Consider the following 17,808-nt stretch of genomic DNA (forward strand, 5'->3'; position numbering starts at 1 on the left):
CCTCTTTAATAAATGGCATCATCCTCCGGGAGCGGGAGCTTCGGCGCTGAATCCTCGGGCTGATTTCGAATATCTGCCAGGCTTCTGCGGTTCCATAGCGCCACCGCAATCCCTCCCAGCAGCGCCGATCCTATCACCAGCAGACCGGTTTTCAGGCGGCTCGGCCGCGGCTCTTTGGAACCATTATTCTGTTTAGAATCAATAGATTCTAGCGACTCAGCCATATCGATCTGCACTCATCTCGTTCCATCGATCAACCTTTTCGATGCCATTTTGGCACGGCGGATCGCAACTTATGCATCGTGTTTGTGTTTTTGTTACTTGAGTGCGCTTGTGGAAGTCTGCCAGATCGCGTACACTACATGAAATTGAAGAAAAAGTACGCGATCTCATAGATTTCAGGAAAAGATTGAAACTAAGAAACAACGAAAAGCATCTATGTAAGTGTACAGTTCTTGCCGAAGATTGAGCTTAGCTCTCAACGGCAGGAGATAGAGTTTATAAGTTGCGTCACTGGCCTCCCGGCACGGACAAATGACCGTTCGTGCCGTCTTTTTTTGAATTTTTCAGACCATTTCGCCGCACAATTCCTGCTCTTCAAATCTTCTTCTTCCAATTATCCGTTCCAGTCGCCGGCTTGCGCTAATCTAGTGTGCAGGAGACCCGCTTTAGGAGCCGTGCATGAAAAGAATTCTGCTTGGGATGGCCTTGGGACTGGCCACAATCGCGAGTTACGCTCAGTGGTCCAATCCGGCGGATGACATTCCCGCATATCATACCGCGCCACCCGCAAAGACGGAGCAATTGCCACCCGTACTTTCTGGCAGCCAGCTTGAGGGCGAGTATTTTCGCTATCCCTGGCAAAAGCAGGTGTACGTAGAAGCGGCTCAGGTGCAGGGCGTGATCTATCAGCTTCCTTGCTACTGCCGTTGCGACAAGGCCCTTGGCCACACGAGTCTGCACAGCTGCTTTGAAGGCACGCATGGCGCAGTGTGTTCAACCTGCGCGAAAGAAGGCGCCTATGCCTACAAGATGACGAAGCTGGGCAAAACGCCGAAAGAGATTCGCGACGGCGTCGAGCGCAAGGAGTTCGAATCGATCGATCTCGATCAATTGGGCGGCATGTAGCAGGGCCGCCTGTTCCCCCTCCGATAATCTAAGTCTCGCCTCGATCGATTGCGCTAGAGTAATCGCACACATTTCCGTCTTAAAAGGTTGTGCGATGCGAAACTGGCTTGTCGGCATTCGCTGTTTTCCGATTACGATCTGCGCTCTTCTGATTACGCCAACGCTAGCTATGGCGCAGAACACGCCACTTGCGATCACCGGTACGCTGCTCACGCCGCAGGAGATCATCCCAAACGGTACCGTTGTTCTTCAAAATGGGAAGATACTCGCCGCCGGGGCTCATGTTGAGCTTCCGCAGGGGACGACAACGGTACGCACCGACGGCATTATCGCGCCCGGGCTGATCGATCTGCATAATCACCTCACCTGGAACGTTTTTCCTCGCTGGAAACCGATTCAAGAGTTCGGCAATCGCTATGACTGGCAGCAGAAGCCCGTCTACAACGTGCTGATGGATGTGCCGCATTCCGAACTTGTGAGTGAAGGGCTGGAATGCGAGATGGAGCGCTATGCCGAGGTAAAGGCGATCAGCGAGGGCGAAACGTCCGTGGTGGGGGGAATGTACGCTCCGTGCGATCAGGGACTGGCGCGCAATCTCGATTACGACCCGGAGTTCGGTGGCGGGCTGGGCGAAATCATCTACAGTGTCTTTCCGCTGACGATGAGCCAGTTCGACGTTGCGCGGGCGATTTCCGTGCTCAATGCCAAGCCGCGCGGTTCCCTGCTGATTCACGTTGGCGAAGGTTCTCCGCAGGACGCCTCGGCTGCGCGTGAGTTCCCGGAAGTGGAGGAGCGCGGGCTGCTCAAATCAGGCGTCTCGTTCATTCACGGCGTCGCTCTTACACCGCAGAATTTTGCTGCGATGGCGAAATCGGGCGTGGGATTCATCTGGTCTCCGCGCAGCAATATCGAACTATACGGAAACACAGCGAACGTCGCCGCCGCCCAAGCGGCAAATGTTGTTATGGCGCTGGCTCCGGATTGGAGTCCGACCGGAAGCGACGGCCTCTTGGGAGAGCTGAACTACGCTTCGGTGTGGAACCAGACCCAGCCAACGCCTCCCTTTACGGAGCGCGAGTTGGTCATGATGGCGACAAGCAACGCTGCAGCGCTCGTGGCATTGCAGGACTTCATTGGCACTCTCGCAGCGAATCATGTGGCGGATCTGATCGTAATTCGCGACACGGGCAAAGCGCACAGTAAGGATGCATACTGGAGCCTTACCCATGCCACGCCGGAAGATGTGGAACTGGTCATGATCGGCGGAGTAGCGACGTATGGCAATCCTGAGTTGATGCGCCAGATATCTAACAACTCTCCGACAGAAACGCTCAAGGTGTGTGGTTCCGATAAGAGCATTTCCTTTGCGAGCGAGAAGCCCGAAAAGCACGCGTTCGCGGAGACCGAATCAATGCTCGATCAGGCTCTGCGCGAAATGGGCAGGAAATTGGCGCCTCTTGCTGAGTGCGGAGATTAGCGTTCAGTTGCCTGGACATCACTCTGCTACACTCGCGCAATGGATCGTGGTTTTTTTCTAACCTTCGAGGGCCTGGATGGCTCGGGGAAAACGACGCAGATAAGGAAGCTGACTGGCTGGCTGGAGGCGCAAGGACGGCAGGTAGTTGTTACGCGACAGCCGGGCGCTACGGTGATTGGCGAGCGCATTCGCAAATTGTTGCTTGCTTCGAGCACGGAGAATCTGGCTCCGCGCGCAGAGTTGGGGTTGATGTTTTCCGATCGTGCACAAGCCATTGCGGAGATCATCTCGCCGGCGCTCCAGGCCGGAAAAGTCGTTGTCTGCGATCGTTACACGGACTCGACGGAGGCCTATCAAGGTGGTGGGCGGCAACTCGGCAGTGAAGTTGTGTTGCAACTACACGAGGTGATGTGCGGAGGGCTGCAGCCTGATCTGACGATTCTCCTGCTGCCCGACTTCGACGCATCGCTTACGCGCGCGCGGCGGCGCAATACGCGAATGGAAAAGAGCGGTAAGGATGAGGGCCGCTTCGAACGCGAAGACGAGGCTTTCTATCGCCGCGTATATGACAAGTATCGCGAGATTGCTGCTCGCGACACCTTGCGTGTGGTCACAATGGAGGGCGATGCGGATATTGAAAAAGTTCATCAGCGCATCGTAAGAGTGGTAGAGGAGCGTTTAGCGCTCTGATTGAGCCGTGGTCACTGCTTCCCAAGTCGACAATCGCTTCCCCGTCGAAGAGCGAGGCAGCTATCGTTTTCCGCCGGGGCTGAGGCGCAATTTGCCGTTCTATCTCTTCAGCCGCTTCTTCCGTCCTGGCAATCCGATCCGGCTCTTTGAATACCTCGCGGCGACATTCGGACGCGTGTCTTACTATCGCATCGGGCCGAGCCAGATTGTTGTGATGAACGATCCAGAGCTGATCCGTGAAATTCTGATCGCACAGCCGCAGAACTTCATCAAAGAACGTACGCAGAAGCGCATGCGGATCCTGCTCGGCGAGGGGCTGATCACGAGCGATGGTGAAGTCCACAAGCGCCAGAGGCGCATTGCTGCTCCGGCATTTCATCGGCAACGCATTCAGGCTTATGCCGGCGTGATGGTGGAGCGCGCGGCAGCGATGCGCGATTCGTGGCGTGAAGGCGTGGAAGTGGACGCCTCGGCAGAGATGATGCGCCTGGCATTGCAGATTGTGGCGCGGACACTCTTCGACTCGGATGTGACCAAAGATGTGCAGCGCATCAATGACGAAGTGAACGCGATCATGCGGCTCTATAACTTCCTCGTCGCATTGCCTCGCGCCGAGGCAATGCTGCATCTGCCGATTCCCGGCCTGATGCGCTTCAAGCGCGCACGCAAGCGACTCGATAAAGTTGTGTACCGCATGATCGAAGACCGTCGCAGGTCAGGGGTGGATGGCGGCGATTTGCTGTCAATGCTTCTGGCCTCACGCGATGACGAAGCCGACCACTCCGGGATGACCAACGAGCAGTTGCGCGATGAGGTGCTGACGATCTTTCTTGCCGGATACGAGACAGTAGCGAATGCCCTGGCGTGGACATGGCTGTTGCTGGGCCAGAATCCGGATGCGGAGGCAAAGCTTCACGCGGAGATCGACACTGTGCTCGGCGGACGCCTGCCTACGCTCGAAGATCTTCCGCAGTTGCGTTACGCCGAGATGGTGCTTTCTGAATCGATGCGGCTCTATCCTCCGGCCTGGGCGATGGGTCGGCAGGCGACGTGCGATGTGGAGATCGGCCCTTACAAGCTGCCAGCGGGAACATATATCTTTTTCAGCCAATACATCATTCAGCGCAACGCAGACTTCTTCCCTGATCCGCTGCGCTTTGATCCCGAGCGATTCACGCCGGAACATAAGGCCGGGCGTCCGCGTTTTGCTTACTTCCCTTTCGGTGGCGGCAGCCGTCAGTGTATCGGCGAGTCGTTCGCGTGGATGGAGGCGATCCTGAGCCTGGTGACGCTGGCGCAGCGCTGGCGGTTGAAGCTGGTTCCGGAGCAGGCGATCGATGTGCAGCCGAAGATTACGCTCCGCCCGAAATATGCCATTCGCATGGTGCCGGAGCCACGTTGATGACGCCGTAACTTGCTCTGCACAGTGCTGACTCGCTACTCTCAATTTGTGGGTTTTCAGGATTTCCTTGGCAACGAAACAACGGTGCGCCATCTGCGCGAAGGCATTGCGCAGGGCAGGCTGCCGCATGCGCTCATCCTTGCCGGGCCGCGCGGCTCGGGCAAATACACGCTGGCACTGATGCTGGCGCAGGCGGCAAATTGCCTCAACCCGACAGAATCGGACGGCTTGCCGGATTTCTGCGGCGTCTGCCGCAACTGCACGCGCATTGCCCAGGCAATGGCGCTTGATGCGCGGGTGGAAGAAGCCATTGCCGCACGCGAAGAGTTGCGCGAAGTCGACAAGAAGGACACGCGCATACTCATCCAGACGCATCCCGATGTGCTTGTGATTCCTCCCGACCCGCCGCAGTTGCTCATCAAGCTTGGGCAGGTGCGGACTGTGATTCGTGAAATCTACCGCATGCCAGCCGAGGCAAAACGGGCGATCTACATCTTCACCAGCGCTGCGTTCATGAAGGAAGCTGCGAATTCGCTGCTGAAAATTCTGGAGGAGCCTCCGGCGCACGCCAGCATTTTTCTGCTGGCGGAAAATACCGGCGAGTTGCTGCCAACGATTCGCTCACGAGCTGGCATCGCGAGGCTGGGAGCGCTCCCGCTCGACCAGCTGGAGCGGCTGATCGCGACGCGGCGGGAAGATTTGCGTCCGGCGCAGCGTTCCCTTGTTGCCCGCCTGGCGCAGGGTGCGGTGGGCGCCGCGCTTGGCTTCGACCTGGAACAATATCTTGCCCATCGGCAGGATGCGCTTATACTGCTGCGCAACGCCACACGCGAGGCTGACCACTCGACACTCTTTCGCATGACCGAGACCTACCGGGCCGGTGCCGAAGGCCAGCAGAAAACCCAGGGAATGTTGCGCGCGCTGATCAGCCTGCTCGAAGATCTACTGCTGATCCAAAGCGGTCAGGCCGCTTTGATGCGCAACATCGACCTGCAGGCAGAGCTGAGCGCAATGGCTTCCGGTGTTTCCTTTGAGTGGATTGAAAACGCGGCACGCAGTATTCAGCAAGTGCAGTCCGGAATGCGGCGCAATCTGCTTCGCTCGCTTGCTTTGGACGCCTTTGCCGGGGAGATAGCTGTCCAATAAGTCAATTAAATCGTGTTAATAGCGGGATAACTTCGAGTAAACGATTGCCTGCTTCGTCAGTAAGTCATATTTTCATGAAAAAGCAGAAAAACGGCTCAAAATCTGTTCCTAAATCGACCATTTTCAGGCTACGATACAACTAACACCATCAACTTGGATTCTGGCGATCGAAGAAGATGAGCCCCCTGCCCGCTGCGCTCTCAGGCCGAGTTATCTCTAGAGGACGGAGTAGCATCCCATCTTGTAAGAATTGCCGTACAAAACAAAAATATGGCGAACCTATCTCCAATTTCCATCCCCGGTCCGCGTCAGGTCGGCTCAGGGGATTCTGCCAGGGACTCCGGGAATCAGTCTTCTGAAGAAACGCCCGTCGTTCATCCAGCGACGGTTCCCGCTGCAGGTCCGCGTAAACTGATTCGGCCGACATTGCCGGCGCGCGCTCTCGGTAACAAGAATTTCTTCCGGCGAAACGATCTGCCCACCCTCGCGCACCATGAAGCGATGACAAACGTTCGCACCGAACACGAGAGCACCCACGCTGAGGCCTTCTACTTTCAGAAACAGGCGCAGACGCAGACACAGATGGTCTTCATCCTCGAAGATGGCGAGCGCATCGAGGGATATATCGAGTGGTACGATCGCAATGCTATCAAAGTGCGCAACCACACGCGCACGCTGATCTACAAGTCCAGCATTAAGTATCTGTACAAAGCAAACGAGAACCAGACCCGCTTCTGATATTCAGCCTTTTTCAGTCTTTGCCGCTTTTGAGAGACGGTCGCGTATCGCCACGCTGATCCCCGCGGATGCAGGCAGCGGACACACGATCACCGAGGCGCCCGCGTTGTCGAGAAATCGCAGCCCGGCGAAGAGACGCTGCGCCAACTCTTCCGCATCAGACCATTTTCCCCAGCGATAGATGATTGCGTCGATTGCTTTGACTGCGGGTTGAAACTCGTCCGGCAGCATCAGCCCGAGTCTCGCTCCATTCTGCTGGGCTTGTGTCAGGGCCGCGCGAAAGGCCTCGATCTGCTCTTCTCCGCCGCCGTCAACCAGCATAAGTTTTGCTCTCGGAGCGTAGTGCCGCAGACCAACTCCAGGGGAGGGCAAGGATGCTGGCTCAGCCGCGTTCCGCCCGGGAATTTCACGATGCATGATCGCATCCACGCCCGCGGCTCGAATCTGTTCGAGGGAGATGACGCCGGGACGGTAGATAACGCATGGATTTTCACAGACATCGATCACCGTCGATTCCAGTCCGTGAGTCGTCTCCCCTGAGTCGAGAATCGCATCGATGCGTCCGTCGAGGTCTTCGGCGACGTGCTCGGCTGTTGTCGGGCTGGTTCGCCCGAAGCGGTTGGCGCTGGGCGCGGCAATGGGCACGCCAGCTTCACGAATCAGCGCTTGCGCCACAGGATGCTGCGGCATGCGCACCCCCACCCGTGGACGGCATGCGGTCACCGCATCCTGGATAGCGTCGCCCTTGGGCATCAACAAGGTCAGCGGCCCCGGCCAGAAGGTGTCAATGAGCTTCGCAGCGCTTTCCGGAACGCTCGCGACGACCCGATGCAGCATCGACGCGTCCGAAATATGGACAATCAGAGGGTCCCATGACGGACGCTCCTTCGCCGCGAATATTTTCGCGATCGCATTCGCGTCAAGTGCGTTGGCTCCGAGGCCATATACCGTCTCGGTAGGAATCGCGACCGTGCCGCCGCTGCGCAGAATCTCGGCTGCGCGCTTGAGAGATGAGCGCGAAGCCTCAGACGAGAGATGATGCGGATCGACGCTAAGCCGCAGAGTGGGCATGACTCAATTCTAGGTCACAGTTCGCGGCGCGACCCGGAGCAAACCGCCGTGCCCGGTGCCCTATACTGTTGCCATGAGTGCTGACGAGATCGAGGTGAAATTCCGCGTCGCTGACCCCCCTGCGCTGGAACGCAAGCTTGTCGCGGCCGGATTCCGTCGCATTACTCCGCGCACCTTTGAGAAGAATGTCCTCTTCGATACGCCTGACCGCCGTCTGCGCGCGCAGCAGTCGATTCTCCGTGTCCGCCAGTACGGAGAGCGCTGGGTGGTGACGCACAAATGCCTTCCGCAGAACAACGATCCGGTGGCGCGCCACAAGCATCGCATCGAAACAGAAACCGAAGTCAAGGATGGGGACGCAATGTCCGTCATCTTCAGCCAGATCGGTTATGCTCCGGCGTTTACCTATGAGAAATGGCGGACGGAATATGCCGACGCCTCCGGGCATTGCGTGATTGACGAAACACCAATCGGCCTCTTTGCCGAACTCGAAGGTCCGCGGGAATGGATCGATGCTATGGCTCAGCGTCTGGGCCTTGATCCCGGAGAACTGATCACGCTCAGCTATGGACGCCTGTTCGAAGAATGGCGAGCAGCCACCGGCAGCGCGGCCACGGACCTGACCTTTGCGGCGATCCCGCAGCCCAAATAGGCCGGGAACCCTTTAGATTCCTCAGCAAAGTTCCGGCTCAAGCTCCTCCCGATTCCTGCCGATAAGCCCCTCAAACAGCGGTTTCCCCGCTTCCACGAGAGGTTTTTCATGAACATTGCAAAATTTCGTCAATCTGCCTTTGCCGCCGGTTTTCAACACACTGCCCTGCTTTTTCTGATCGCCGTTGCCTGCCTGCTGCTTGTTCTGCCTGCGCACGCTGACGACCGCCGTGTGGAAAAGCGCGTTCCGCCGGTCTATCCGGAGATTGCCAAGCGCATGCGCATTTCGGGCGTGGTGCACGTCGAGGCCACCGTTGCGGCCGATGGCAACGTAACGGCAGCCAAGGCCACCACCGGTAACAAAATGCTCAGCCTCGCCGCAGAAGACGCTGTGAAGCGCTGGAAGTTTGTGCCCGGCGACGGTCAATCCACGGTTGGCATCGACGTCAACTTTGAAGCGAACTAACTCTAACCGGGCAACCCCCAAGGACAATACAGCCATGTCATTCACGCACTCGCGTCTGACCAACAAACTACGTCTCAGCACCGGCGTGCTGGTGCTGAGCATTCTGCTCGGCTCATGCGCCGCCTATCTCAAGATGCGCCAGGCGAGCCAGCTTTCCGAGAGCGTAGCTGCAGACCAGATTCCGGCCCTCACTGCGGTGCGCGATCTACGTGTCGCTCTGCTCGATTCGTCGAACGCGCTGAAGGCGTACATGCTCTTTGGGATGGACCCGAACATGGCAACACGCTACCGCACTACGTTCGAACAGAGTAAGGCTGCCGCGAATGATGCCATTTCGCGCATACAGGCTAAGGGCCAGGTCATCGATGCTATGGCCGGCGCTGCGCAGGTGGATGCCATGCTCAGCGAATACCATGCTTTCGCGGAGGGCGAGGACCGCGTCGTGGCGATGGCCATCGGACAGGGCAGCGACGCGACCAGCAAGGCGTACGACATGCTGCAGGGTGAAGTGGCCGACCATGAGAATGCTTGCCGCAAGGCAGCGTCAACGGTTGTCGCTGCGGTCATGCAGGAGGCCAATTCCAGCTTGCGTGAGACAGTACACTCCATGCATCTGCAGGCCATCTATCTCTGGCTGGCGATCGCTTTTGGCGGCATCGTCGGTTCCGCTCTTGCTGAATTCTCTATCCGCCGCGTCGTTCGCTCCGTGGTGCTGGTGGCAAATCGCGCGCAACACATCGCTGAAGGCGACCTGACGGGCGAGGCGCTGCACATCGACTCCAACGACGAAGTCGGCAGTCTTGCTACCTCAATCAACCGCATGCAGGATAACCTGCGCGAGATGATTCGCACGATGATGGAGATCGCCAACACGGTAAACGGCGATTCGGCCAAGCTGGCCAACTCGGCAGCCGAAAACTTCCGCCGAACCAAGGAACAGAGCCTGCAGACACAGCAGGCGGCGACCGCGATGCAGGAGATGTCGATCAGCATTGCCGAAGTTTCCAAGCATGCGCAGAATGCGGCCGAGAACGCCAAGGAAGCCTCAAAGACTGCGCGGCATGGCGGCTCTACAGTCGAGCAGATGCTCATGAGCATGCAGTCGATCGCTGACTCGGTACGTAACACCGCCGCGACCGTGCAGCGTCTGGGCAAGGAATCCGAGCAGATCATCCGCATTGTGAACGTGATCGAAGAGATTGCGCAGAAAACGAACCTGCTGGCGCTCAACGCAGCCATTGAAGCGGCGCGCGCCGGTGAGCAGGGACGCGGTTTCGCCGTCGTCGCGGGCGAGGTTCGCCGCCTCGCAGAAAGCACGCGCAATGCGACCAGCGAAATTGGCCAGATGATTGAAGGTATCCGCGCTCACACGCTCTCTGCTGTTGAAGCCATGGAGAGCGGCACAACCACCGTCAACGAAGGCGTGGAAACGACAACGCGCGCCGGAGAAGCGCTGCAGCGCATCATCCACATGGCCGATCAGGTCGACGGCATGATCGCGCAGATCGCAGCCGCCGCAATGCAACAGTCAGAAGCCGCACGCCAGTCGAGCGCCAACGTCGACATCATCAACCGCCTCGGCGAAGAAAATGCCGCAGCCATCCCCGAGAGCAACGCGATCGTCAATTCCGTCCAGACCGGAGCAAGGCGTCTACAGGAGCACATCGCGAACTTCCGCCTGGAGGAAAATCGGGCTTCCTCCCGCAAGAATTACGCAACGCAGGGACTCTCGATTCAACCCGTTCCCGCATACGGCGACTGAAGATTCCGCACGCTTCACCGAAAAGCAGGGTCAACCAGCCCTGCTTTTTCTATTTTTATGGGTATGTACTGCTACACTCTTCTGCTCGTCGTAGTTGCCGTTGCGCCTATTGCGCCACCGGATTCGCCGCAGACAGTTACGCAGGTGCTGCGCGCCAAAGACCAGGCCTTGCTCGATGCCATCGCACCGGGCAATGTAAAGGTTTGGGATGCTGCCCTCGCTGAAGAAGCCGTCTATGTTGACGAAAACGGAGTCATCCTGGACCGCGCTGCGTTTCTCAAGCAGCTAACTCCTCTGCCCCCAGGAGCATCCGGAACGCTCGTCATCTCCTCGTACCAGGCCAGCGAACAGGGCGATGTCGCCACGGTGATCCACACCGACGATGAAACGGAAAACTACCACGGGCAAACGCTCAAGGCCCGCTACCTGACAACTGAGACTTGGCAAAGATCAGAGAACGACTGGAAGTTACTGCAAGTTCACACCTATGCTGTGCTGCAAGACCCGCCAGCGCAAAAGTTGGCGGCGAAAGACCTTGATGCGTATGCCGGCAGATACACCGCGGGAGATCTTATCTATACGCTTCATCGCGATGGCAACCGTCTCATCGGCCAGCGTGAAGGCGGAGCGCCGGTGGAGTGGAATGCGGAATTGCGCGATGTATTTTTCATCGCCGGTCAGCCGCGCATTCGCAAAATCTTCCAGCGCGATGCCAATGGAAAAATCACGGGCTTCGTCGATCGCCGCAAAAGCTGGGACCTGGTCTGGAAGAAGACTGGATAAAAGGGCCGAACTGGAATTTGCTACTGGGAGGAAGAAGGCGTAACCGGCATGACTGCCTTCGAGTTTGCCGGCGCCTTTGGGTCTATTGCAAAATCGAATACCCTTGTCGGAAACAGGTTTTGCCCCCGGGGCAAACACATAAGCGCATACTCTCCCGGCGCTAGCGGCTCACTCGCTGTAATTTTTTGCCAATCTGTACCACCCACTTTTTCGGTTTTAATTACGAGAGCCTGGCTATTTCGTGCCGCTTTGCCCGTGATCTGAGTGAAGGCGATTGTGCTCACGATCCGCCGGTCTTTCTTCGATTCGACTCTTACCATGGCTAGATCCATCTGCGTGGAGGTTTCAGAGGATACCGCGGCATCTTCGGAGGATATTGCATACCCGCGAATGTAGATGCTGAGATTCGGCTCATGGAGCCGCACACTTGCTGCTGCGCCCTGAATCTCGACGGATTCTTTTGGCTTATAGATGAATGGAGCCATGTTGGCTTTTAAGACATTGGAGCCTGCATGCCTGTCTATGTCTGTCGGCACGTATTTCAATTGAACAAGCTGCCGCACGCCATCAAAGTTGTCCGTGGCCCACACATGACCGACAGATGGCAATACCAACCCATCCCCGATTGGGGTGCCCGCTGCCCTGGCAGAAGACGCGACATCTGGCCGGCTGACTGAAACTTCGCTTTGAGGAATTGGCTGCGATTGATGGCTGAGGCGTGGACGGTTAGGGTCATCCTGTTGAGCCCACAATCCAAACGCAAAAGCTGCTAACGCCCCTACTAAGCAAGCCTTTGCCAAAAGAGAACCAGACAAGCGCGGGAGCCCCGCGAAAACCGAAATCATGTACGTCCTTAGGCCCTTTTACCAGAAATGTTTTGAGAACAACATTACACTATCCGCTTTGTTGTAGTCACAAAAAAGGGCAGAGCTGGTTGGCTCTGCCCTTTCTATTTCCTAACCGAGTCCCACCAGGTCGGTAAGGTTTGTTCGTCGATCTTCGTTGACCGCACCCACAGCGTCTCACGATGGCATGTCGCTTGTGTCACGCGTGTGTCATATGCGTGTCATCGCTTTGTTCTTGCATCCTCCCGCGACTTGCTGTGATTGAATCGAGTCATGCTGGCAAAACACAAGGCGCCTGACGGAACCGAAAATCGTTGCGCTCAGAAATTTTCTGGAAGCAGTCGAATCGGAATCCGCAGGCGCCTTTGTATATATTGAGGGCAGAGCTGGTTGGCTCTGCCCTCTTTTCTCCGCTATGTTCCAGCGGCCCCACCCTGCTGGCTTCATGCGAGAACAACGCAGATATGGTTCGAGGTTTTACGAATCAATCCCTGCGCCTTGCCTCGTCGGCGTCTTCTGCCAGATCGTTTATATATTTGAAGAACGCCGGCGACTGGCGGAGAAACAGGCCGTCATCGATAAACGCCTTCACTGTTGCCGCTGCCGCGCCTTTTGTCGCTGTCGGACGGATGATCGAAACCGGGGGAAATTTTCTGTTTAGAAAACTAGTCGGCTCGGGCATGATGAGATTCGCCTGCAAATCTTCATTGCCTGCGAACTTGCTGATATCCGGAAAGTCCACGGTATCGCCGCTTACCGGATCCTTCACGCCCTTCAATGGCGGACAATTCCCGGCCTTGTCGTGCCACGTCTGGAAGTGCATGATCTCCGTTCCCCCAATGCTCAGCAGAATACGAAGAACTTCCGAATGACTGACTCTTTGCGCCAGCTGAGCGTAGAGGCTTGTTCCCCCCTGCTCGATAAATGCAAAGTGAAAACCCGCGGTATTGGCGATGTATTGCGTGAGGTCAGTGACGCCATTGGGCGAGCTCGAGTCCAATTGCGCTTCATTGTTATTTCTGGGGATCGCTGTATGTTTCTTCGTTCCCAATACCTTGATCGCATTGGTGAAGGTATCGCCAAGGTCAGGATTCTTAGTGCGGCTTCGGTATCGTGTCCACCACGACGTGTCGACGGTCAACTCCATAAGATTGGTGAGCCGTCCTATATTCTGCGCGCCAGTCGCCTGACTGCTGGGCAGATTTCGGAATGATTTGAGATCTGCAGTATCGGCGCCTTTCGAGGCCAGATACGAATTGATGAAGTCCTGATGACTGAATTCATCTTCGGTATTGTCGTGAATGTATTGGGGCATGTCGCCGTCGAGATTTTGCAACGCCCTGATGTAGGCGGCATTTCCCCCGGTCAGTCCCGTGATTTGAGGCGGTTCATTCGTTTGATTGCCTCCGAGTTCTGCGTACTGCTGCCAAAGATCCGTTTCAATGGTCTCGATGGCGGCAAGAAAGCGCAGAATTGCTGCGTCGCCTGGTTCGAGCCTTCCGCTCTTTTCGTCTTCTTCTGCCTGAAGTTTGAGGCTTCCCAGTAAACCTCCGGTTGACAACGCGGCACTGGCAACGCCAATGCCCTTGATAAACGAGCGACGCTTCACTACACCAGTCGCGTTGCTCGGTGCGTGATTTTCCTTTTCCACGCTGCACACTCCTTTAAGGATCGTCTGCGGTGACCTGGCCCGTCGATCTCGATCACCGCGTAATAAGCCTCTCGCTGTATCCACTTGAGCTTGTCATGCAGATGTCATCTACGCGTCATCTGTTTGTTTACTACTTAAGAACTACAGCCAAACTTCAAACACCTTTCGCGCGCTCAAAAAAAACAGGCTCTGTTCATGATTGAATCTGTCTATGCTAGCCACGTTTCGCACAGGCATTGAAAAGTTCATCCAAAGCCACGCAAAGCCGGTTGAGAAGTACGGCCACCAGCCGCGGCTCTACGCGTTGACCCGACACATAGGCGCAGATCTCAAGTACGACGATGATGTGGTTTTTGCGGCGGCATGGCTGCACGATCTCGGCGTCTTCGTGGGGCATCGTCCGGAAGACCCGGCAGAGCTTGCCAGCTGGGATCACGTGCGCTATGCCTGTGACTGCGCTCCTCAGATTTTGCAGGACACTGGATTTCCTGCTGAAAAAATTCCTGCTGTGCTGGCTGCGATCAGCGAGCATCAGCCTCAAGACAGCCCGACGAGCATCGACGCGACGATTTTGCGCGACGCCGACATTCTGGAACAGCTGGGCGGAATTGGCGCTCTGCGCACAATCGCGAAAGTGGGACGCGACACCCGCTTCTCGACGTTTACCGACGCGGTAAAAACATTACGGAAGAATCTGGAGGCGCTGCCCGGACAAATTCGTCTGGAAAACACAAAGCGCCTGGCAGAGCCGAGGATCGCTGCACTCAGGAATTTCCTGGATGCAGTCGAATCGGAATCTGCAGGCGCTCTGTTTTAGTTGGTGGCTGCAGAACATCATCGTCTCTCGTCATTCTGACGACCACCGGGAGGAAGAATCTCAGCGATGTTTGCCGGACTCTTCGCTGTGATAAGAATGACGGTCTGAGTACGTGCACACTCTTGCTTCGCTGAAATTAAGCTTCGTTCGCTCCGTGGCACTTCTTGTACTTCTTACCGGAGCCGCAGGGGCAGGGATCGTTGCGTCCTACCTTGTCTCCGGTCCTGCGCTGTGCCGGAGCTTCAGCACTGCCGGCCCCCGCCATACGCGCAGCCTCGAGTTCGCGCTTCTTCTTGCGCTGGAACTCGCGCTCGATCTCGTCAATCGTCGTCGAAGGCTGTCGTGTCGGAATCGGAATCGCAGGATGCTCATGCGCGGCAGGCGGAACATGATGTCCATTGCCATCGGCTGAAGCCACGGGAGGAGCAAGAGGAATCGCCGGGCGCGGCCGCGAGGGAATTTGCAGCGGCTGTCCATCGGGACCAACAATCTGCATCAGGAAGAGGAAGCGGACAGTATCTTCTTGGAAGCGCTCCATCATTCCTTCGAACATGTCGAAGGATTCCTTCTTGTAAGCCACCAGCGGATCCTGCTGACCGTAGCCGCGCAGCCCGATGCCTTCCTTCAGGTGGTCCATGTTGAGCAGGTGGTCTTTCCAAAGACCATCCAGTACGCTCAACATAATCATGCGTTCGTGGAAGCGCATGGCCTTGTCGCTGACGACCTGCTCCTTTGCCTCATAGCGATCTTTCAGCCGCTCGAAGAGCGTCTCGCCCAGTTCGTGGCGCGTCATCTCGGCGATGTTGATACCTTCGGCATCGACATCCAATCCGAACTGCCCAATCAGCTTCTCTTTGATCGCTTTGAAATCCCATTGATCGGGATGCAGCTTCTCCGGTGCGTGCTCATCGAGCATATTGCTGAGAATGTTCGCGACGTAATCCTCAATGATCAGTTCTTTCTGATCGAGCCCCTCCAGCAGCTGATGGCGCAACCCATAGACGGCCTCGCGCTGCTTGTTCATCACGTCGTCGTATTCGAGCAGGTGCTTACGGGCTTCAAAGTTCTGCGACTCGACTGCCTTCTGCGCCGCTTCAATGCGCTTCGAGATCATGCGCGATTCAATCGGCACGCCTTCTTCCATGCCGAGGCGCTGCAGCAGTGTCCCCACCCACTCCTTGGCGAAGATCCGCATCAGGTCGTCTTCAAGTGACAAGTAAAAACGAGATGCGCCCGGATCGCCCTGACGTCCAGCGCGTCCGCGAAGCTGATTATCGATACGTCGCGACTCGTGCCGCTCGGTACCGATGATATGCAGGCCACCCGCTGCGATGACCGACTCATGCTCCTCTGTCGCCTTCGTAGCGTAAGCAGCATACGTCTTGTCCCAGACATCTTGCGTGGTCTCGAACTCCTGACCCTGGTAATAGAAGCGGAACATGCCCGGCGCAGCCATCGGGTTGAGCGCTCCCTCGGCCACGCTGATCGCGCGCGCTGTGCCCTTCTTGACCAGGTCCTGCTTGGCGACGAACTCGGCATTGCCACCCAGAAGGATGTCCGTTCCACGGCCTGCCATATTAGTAGCGATGGTGACCATTCCCAGGCGGCCGGCCTGCGCCACGATCTCAGCCTCACGCTCGTGGAACTTCGCGTTCAACACAACATGCTTCACGCCCTTGCGTTGCAGAATCTGCGAAAGCAATTCGGACTTTTCAATCGACGTGGTGCCGACGAGAGCCGGCTGGCCGGCTTCATGCAGCTTGGCGATTTCATCGGCAACTGCAAAATATTTTTCCTTCGCCGTGCGGAAGACCACGTCAGGATTCTCAAGCCGAAGCAGCGGCTTGTTCGTCGGAATGACAACAATCTCAAGCTTGTAAATCTTGTCGAATTCTGCGGCTTCTGTCTCAGCTGTTCCGGTCATGCCGGCGAGCTTGTTGTAGAGGCGGAAATAATTCTGGAAGGTGATCGTCGCCAGCGTCTGGTCTTCGCGGCGAATGTTCACGCCCTCCTTGGCTTCGACGGCCTGATGCAAGCCATCCGACCAGCGGCGCCCTGGCATCAGTCGGCCAGTGAACTCGTCGACGATGATGACCTCGCCGTCCTTCACCACGTACTGCACGTCGCGCTTGTAGAGCGAATGTGCCTTGATCGCGACTTCCACGTGGTGCTTCAGGTCCCAGTTTTCTGGATCGGCAATGTTACCGATGCCGAGTAGCTTTTCAATCTTCTCCCAGCCCTCGTCAGTGACGCTGATCGTCTTATGCTTTTCATCGACCACGTAGTCGCCGGTGAGAATCTTTGCCTGGTCAACGCCCTGCTCGATCTCTTCGCCCAGCTCAAGCCCTGGGATGATGCGGTTCACGCGGGCATACTTGTCCGTGGTCTGGTCGGTTGGGCCGGAGATGATGAGCGGCGTTCGCGCTTCGTCAATCAGGATCGAGTCCACTTCGTCGACGATGCCGAAGTAGTGGCCGCGCTGTACGCAATCGGCCAGCTCGAACTTCATGTTGTCGCGCAGGTAGTCGAAGCCGAACTCGTTGTTGGTTCCGTAGGTAATATCGGCACCGTACGCCTGTCGCCGCTGATTATCATCGAGATCATGCACAATGACGCCGACAGTGAGCCCAAGGAACTCGTAAATCTTGCCCATCCACTCGGCGTCGCGCTTGGCCAGATAATCGTTGACCGTCACGACGTGCACGCCGTGCCCGGCAAGTGCATTCAGATAGCAGGGCAAAGTGGCGACGAGCGTCTTGCCTTCGCCCGTCTTCATTTCTGAGATTTTGCCCTGATGCAGCACCATGCCGCCGATGAGCTGCACGTCGAAATGGCGCATGTTCACGGCGCGGCGACCGGCCTCGCGAACCACGGCAAAAGCCTCGGGCAGAATCTCATCGAGCGCCTGCTTCTCGGCAGCTTTGCGCTCCTCCGCGTCGGTGATGCCTTCAATCGCGGCAGCAATGCGCGCCTTGAACTCCTGCGTCTTCGCGCGCAGCTCGTCGTCCGACATGCGCTGCACGTTCGGCTCCATCGCATTGATAGATCCGACGACAGGCATAAGGCGCTTCACTGCGCGTTCATTGCTGGTTCCAAAAACCTTGGTAAGAGCCGTACTGATCAAAGCAGAATTTCCTCAAGATATAGTGTAACTGGTTTGGGAAATGATCGCTTCGTTTGA

At 56.9% G+C, this 17,808-nt stretch carries 16 protein-coding genes; 11 read left to right on the forward strand and 5 right to left on the reverse strand.

The features are described 5' to 3' along the window. Positions 1–5 precede the first annotated feature (5 nt). Positions 6–236, reverse strand: coding sequence for a hypothetical protein (locus H7849_RS11005; RefSeq protein ID WP_186746491.1), 231 nt, complete (start codon positions 234–236; stop codon positions 6–8). A gap of 445 nt (positions 237–681) precedes the next feature. Here H7849_RS11005 and H7849_RS11010 point away from each other — a divergent pair, with 445 nt between their 5' ends. From H7849_RS11010 to H7849_RS26450, 6 genes are all read left to right on the forward strand, one after another. Beyond that, positions 682–1,128: a CYCXC family (seleno)protein gene (locus H7849_RS11010; protein ID WP_186746492.1), complete on the forward strand. Its 447-nt coding sequence runs from the start codon at positions 682–684 to the stop codon at positions 1,126–1,128. Between the two features lie 94 nt (positions 1,129–1,222). Then, positions 1,223–2,605, forward strand: a complete 1,383-nt coding sequence (locus H7849_RS11015; protein WP_186746494.1) for an amidohydrolase family protein — start codon at positions 1,223–1,225, stop codon at positions 2,603–2,605. Positions 2,606–2,644: 39 nt separating this feature from the next. Continuing rightward, a complete protein-coding gene (tmk, locus tag H7849_RS11020; RefSeq protein ID WP_186746496.1) occupies positions 2,645–3,295 on the forward strand; it encodes a dTMP kinase in 651 nt (216 codons plus the stop codon). 7 nt (positions 3,296–3,302) lie between these two features. Continuing rightward, positions 3,303–4,697, forward strand: coding sequence for a cytochrome P450 (locus H7849_RS11025; RefSeq protein ID WP_186746498.1), 1,395 nt, complete (start codon positions 3,303–3,305; stop codon positions 4,695–4,697). 12 nt (positions 4,698–4,709) lie between these two features. Continuing rightward, entirely contained in the window at positions 4,710–5,843 is a 1,134-nt protein-coding gene (locus H7849_RS11030) for a DNA polymerase III subunit (protein WP_251106743.1), read from the forward strand. A 270-nt stretch (positions 5,844–6,113) separates the two neighbouring features. Continuing rightward, complete coding sequence (locus tag H7849_RS26450; RefSeq protein WP_222439797.1) at positions 6,114–6,581, forward strand: RNA chaperone Hfq; 468 nt, start codon at positions 6,114–6,116, stop codon at positions 6,579–6,581. 3 nt (positions 6,582–6,584) lie between these two features. Here H7849_RS26450 and H7849_RS11040 read toward each other — a convergent pair whose 3' ends face one another. Further along, positions 6,585–7,652, reverse strand: coding sequence for an L-threonylcarbamoyladenylate synthase (locus H7849_RS11040; RefSeq protein WP_186746500.1), 1,068 nt, complete (start codon positions 7,650–7,652; stop codon positions 6,585–6,587). Between the two features lie 55 nt (positions 7,653–7,707). Between H7849_RS11040 and H7849_RS11045 the strand changes: the two genes are divergently transcribed. The 4 genes from H7849_RS11045 to H7849_RS11060 all read left to right on the forward strand — a co-directional run bounded on the left by H7849_RS11045 (position 7,708) and on the right by H7849_RS11060 (position 11,314). After that, positions 7,708–8,304, forward strand: a complete 597-nt coding sequence (locus H7849_RS11045; RefSeq protein WP_349627467.1) for a class IV adenylate cyclase — start codon at positions 7,708–7,710, stop codon at positions 8,302–8,304. Positions 8,305–8,412: 108 nt separating this feature from the next. After that, positions 8,413–8,769 (forward strand): energy transducer TonB, encoded by a 357-nt coding sequence (locus H7849_RS11050; RefSeq protein WP_186746502.1) that lies wholly within the window; start codon positions 8,413–8,415, stop codon positions 8,767–8,769. Between the two features lie 34 nt (positions 8,770–8,803). Further along, a complete protein-coding gene (locus H7849_RS11055; RefSeq protein WP_186746504.1) occupies positions 8,804–10,531 on the forward strand; it encodes a methyl-accepting chemotaxis protein in 1,728 nt (575 codons plus the stop codon). A gap of 63 nt (positions 10,532–10,594) precedes the next feature. Continuing rightward, the gene (locus H7849_RS11060; RefSeq protein ID WP_186746506.1) at positions 10,595–11,314 is read left to right on the forward strand and encodes a nuclear transport factor 2 family protein; all 720 of its coding nucleotides are present in this window, start codon (positions 10,595–10,597) and stop codon (positions 11,312–11,314) included. A gap of 20 nt (positions 11,315–11,334) precedes the next feature. On the opposite strand, the gene H7849_RS11065 is transcribed toward H7849_RS11060, so the two are convergent. Continuing rightward, positions 11,335–11,922 carry a hypothetical protein gene (locus H7849_RS11065; RefSeq protein WP_186746508.1) on the reverse strand — a complete coding sequence of 196 codons (588 nt, stop codon included), beginning with the start codon at positions 11,920–11,922 and terminating at the stop codon, positions 11,335–11,337. A gap of 721 nt (positions 11,923–12,643) precedes the next feature. Beyond that, complete coding sequence (locus tag H7849_RS11070) at positions 12,644–13,810, reverse strand: twin-arginine translocation signal domain-containing protein (protein ID WP_251106744.1); 1,167 nt, start codon at positions 13,808–13,810, stop codon at positions 12,644–12,646. Positions 13,811–14,021: 211 nt separating this feature from the next. On the opposite strand from H7849_RS11070, the gene H7849_RS11075 reads away from it, so the two are divergent. Continuing rightward, the gene (locus H7849_RS11075) at positions 14,022–14,627 is read left to right on the forward strand and encodes an HD domain-containing protein (protein ID WP_186746510.1); all 606 of its coding nucleotides are present in this window, start codon (positions 14,022–14,024) and stop codon (positions 14,625–14,627) included. 136 nt (positions 14,628–14,763) lie between these two features. On the opposite strand, the gene secA is transcribed toward H7849_RS11075, so the two are convergent. Beyond that, on the reverse strand, positions 14,764–17,751 hold the full coding sequence (gene secA, locus H7849_RS11080; protein ID WP_186746512.1) for a preprotein translocase subunit SecA: 2,988 nt from the start codon (positions 17,749–17,751) through the stop codon (positions 14,764–14,766). Positions 17,752–17,808 lie beyond the last annotated feature (57 nt).

This window comes from Alloacidobacterium dinghuense, assembly GCF_014274465.1.
Lineage (GTDB): Bacteria > Acidobacteriota > Terriglobia > Terriglobales > Acidobacteriaceae > Alloacidobacterium > Alloacidobacterium dinghuense.

What these genes read in the sequence shown, in the direction of transcription:
- H7849_RS11075 (WP_186746510.1), top strand. Translation starts at nt 14,022, where the DNA reads ATGCTAGCCACGTTTCGCACAGGCATTGAAAAGTTCATCCAAAGCCAC.
- H7849_RS11010 (WP_186746492.1), top strand. Translation starts at nt 682, where the DNA reads ATGAAAAGAATTCTGCTTGGGATGGCCTTGGGACTGGCCACAATCGCG.
- H7849_RS11050 (WP_186746502.1), top strand. Translation starts at nt 8,413, where the DNA reads ATGAACATTGCAAAATTTCGTCAATCTGCCTTTGCCGCCGGTTTTCAA.
- tmk (WP_186746496.1), top strand. Translation starts at nt 2,645, where the DNA reads ATGGATCGTGGTTTTTTTCTAACCTTCGAGGGCCTGGATGGCTCGGGG.
- H7849_RS11060 (WP_186746506.1), top strand. Translation starts at nt 10,595, where the DNA reads ATGTACTGCTACACTCTTCTGCTCGTCGTAGTTGCCGTTGCGCCTATT.
- H7849_RS26450 (WP_222439797.1), top strand. Translation starts at nt 6,114, where the DNA reads ATGGCGAACCTATCTCCAATTTCCATCCCCGGTCCGCGTCAGGTCGGC.
- H7849_RS11040 (WP_186746500.1), bottom strand. Translation starts at nt 7,652, where the DNA reads ATGCCCACTCTGCGGCTTAGCGTCGATCCGCATCATCTCTCGTCTGAG.
- H7849_RS11015 (WP_186746494.1), top strand. Translation starts at nt 1,223, where the DNA reads ATGCGAAACTGGCTTGTCGGCATTCGCTGTTTTCCGATTACGATCTGC.
- H7849_RS11055 (WP_186746504.1), top strand. Translation starts at nt 8,804, where the DNA reads ATGTCATTCACGCACTCGCGTCTGACCAACAAACTACGTCTCAGCACC.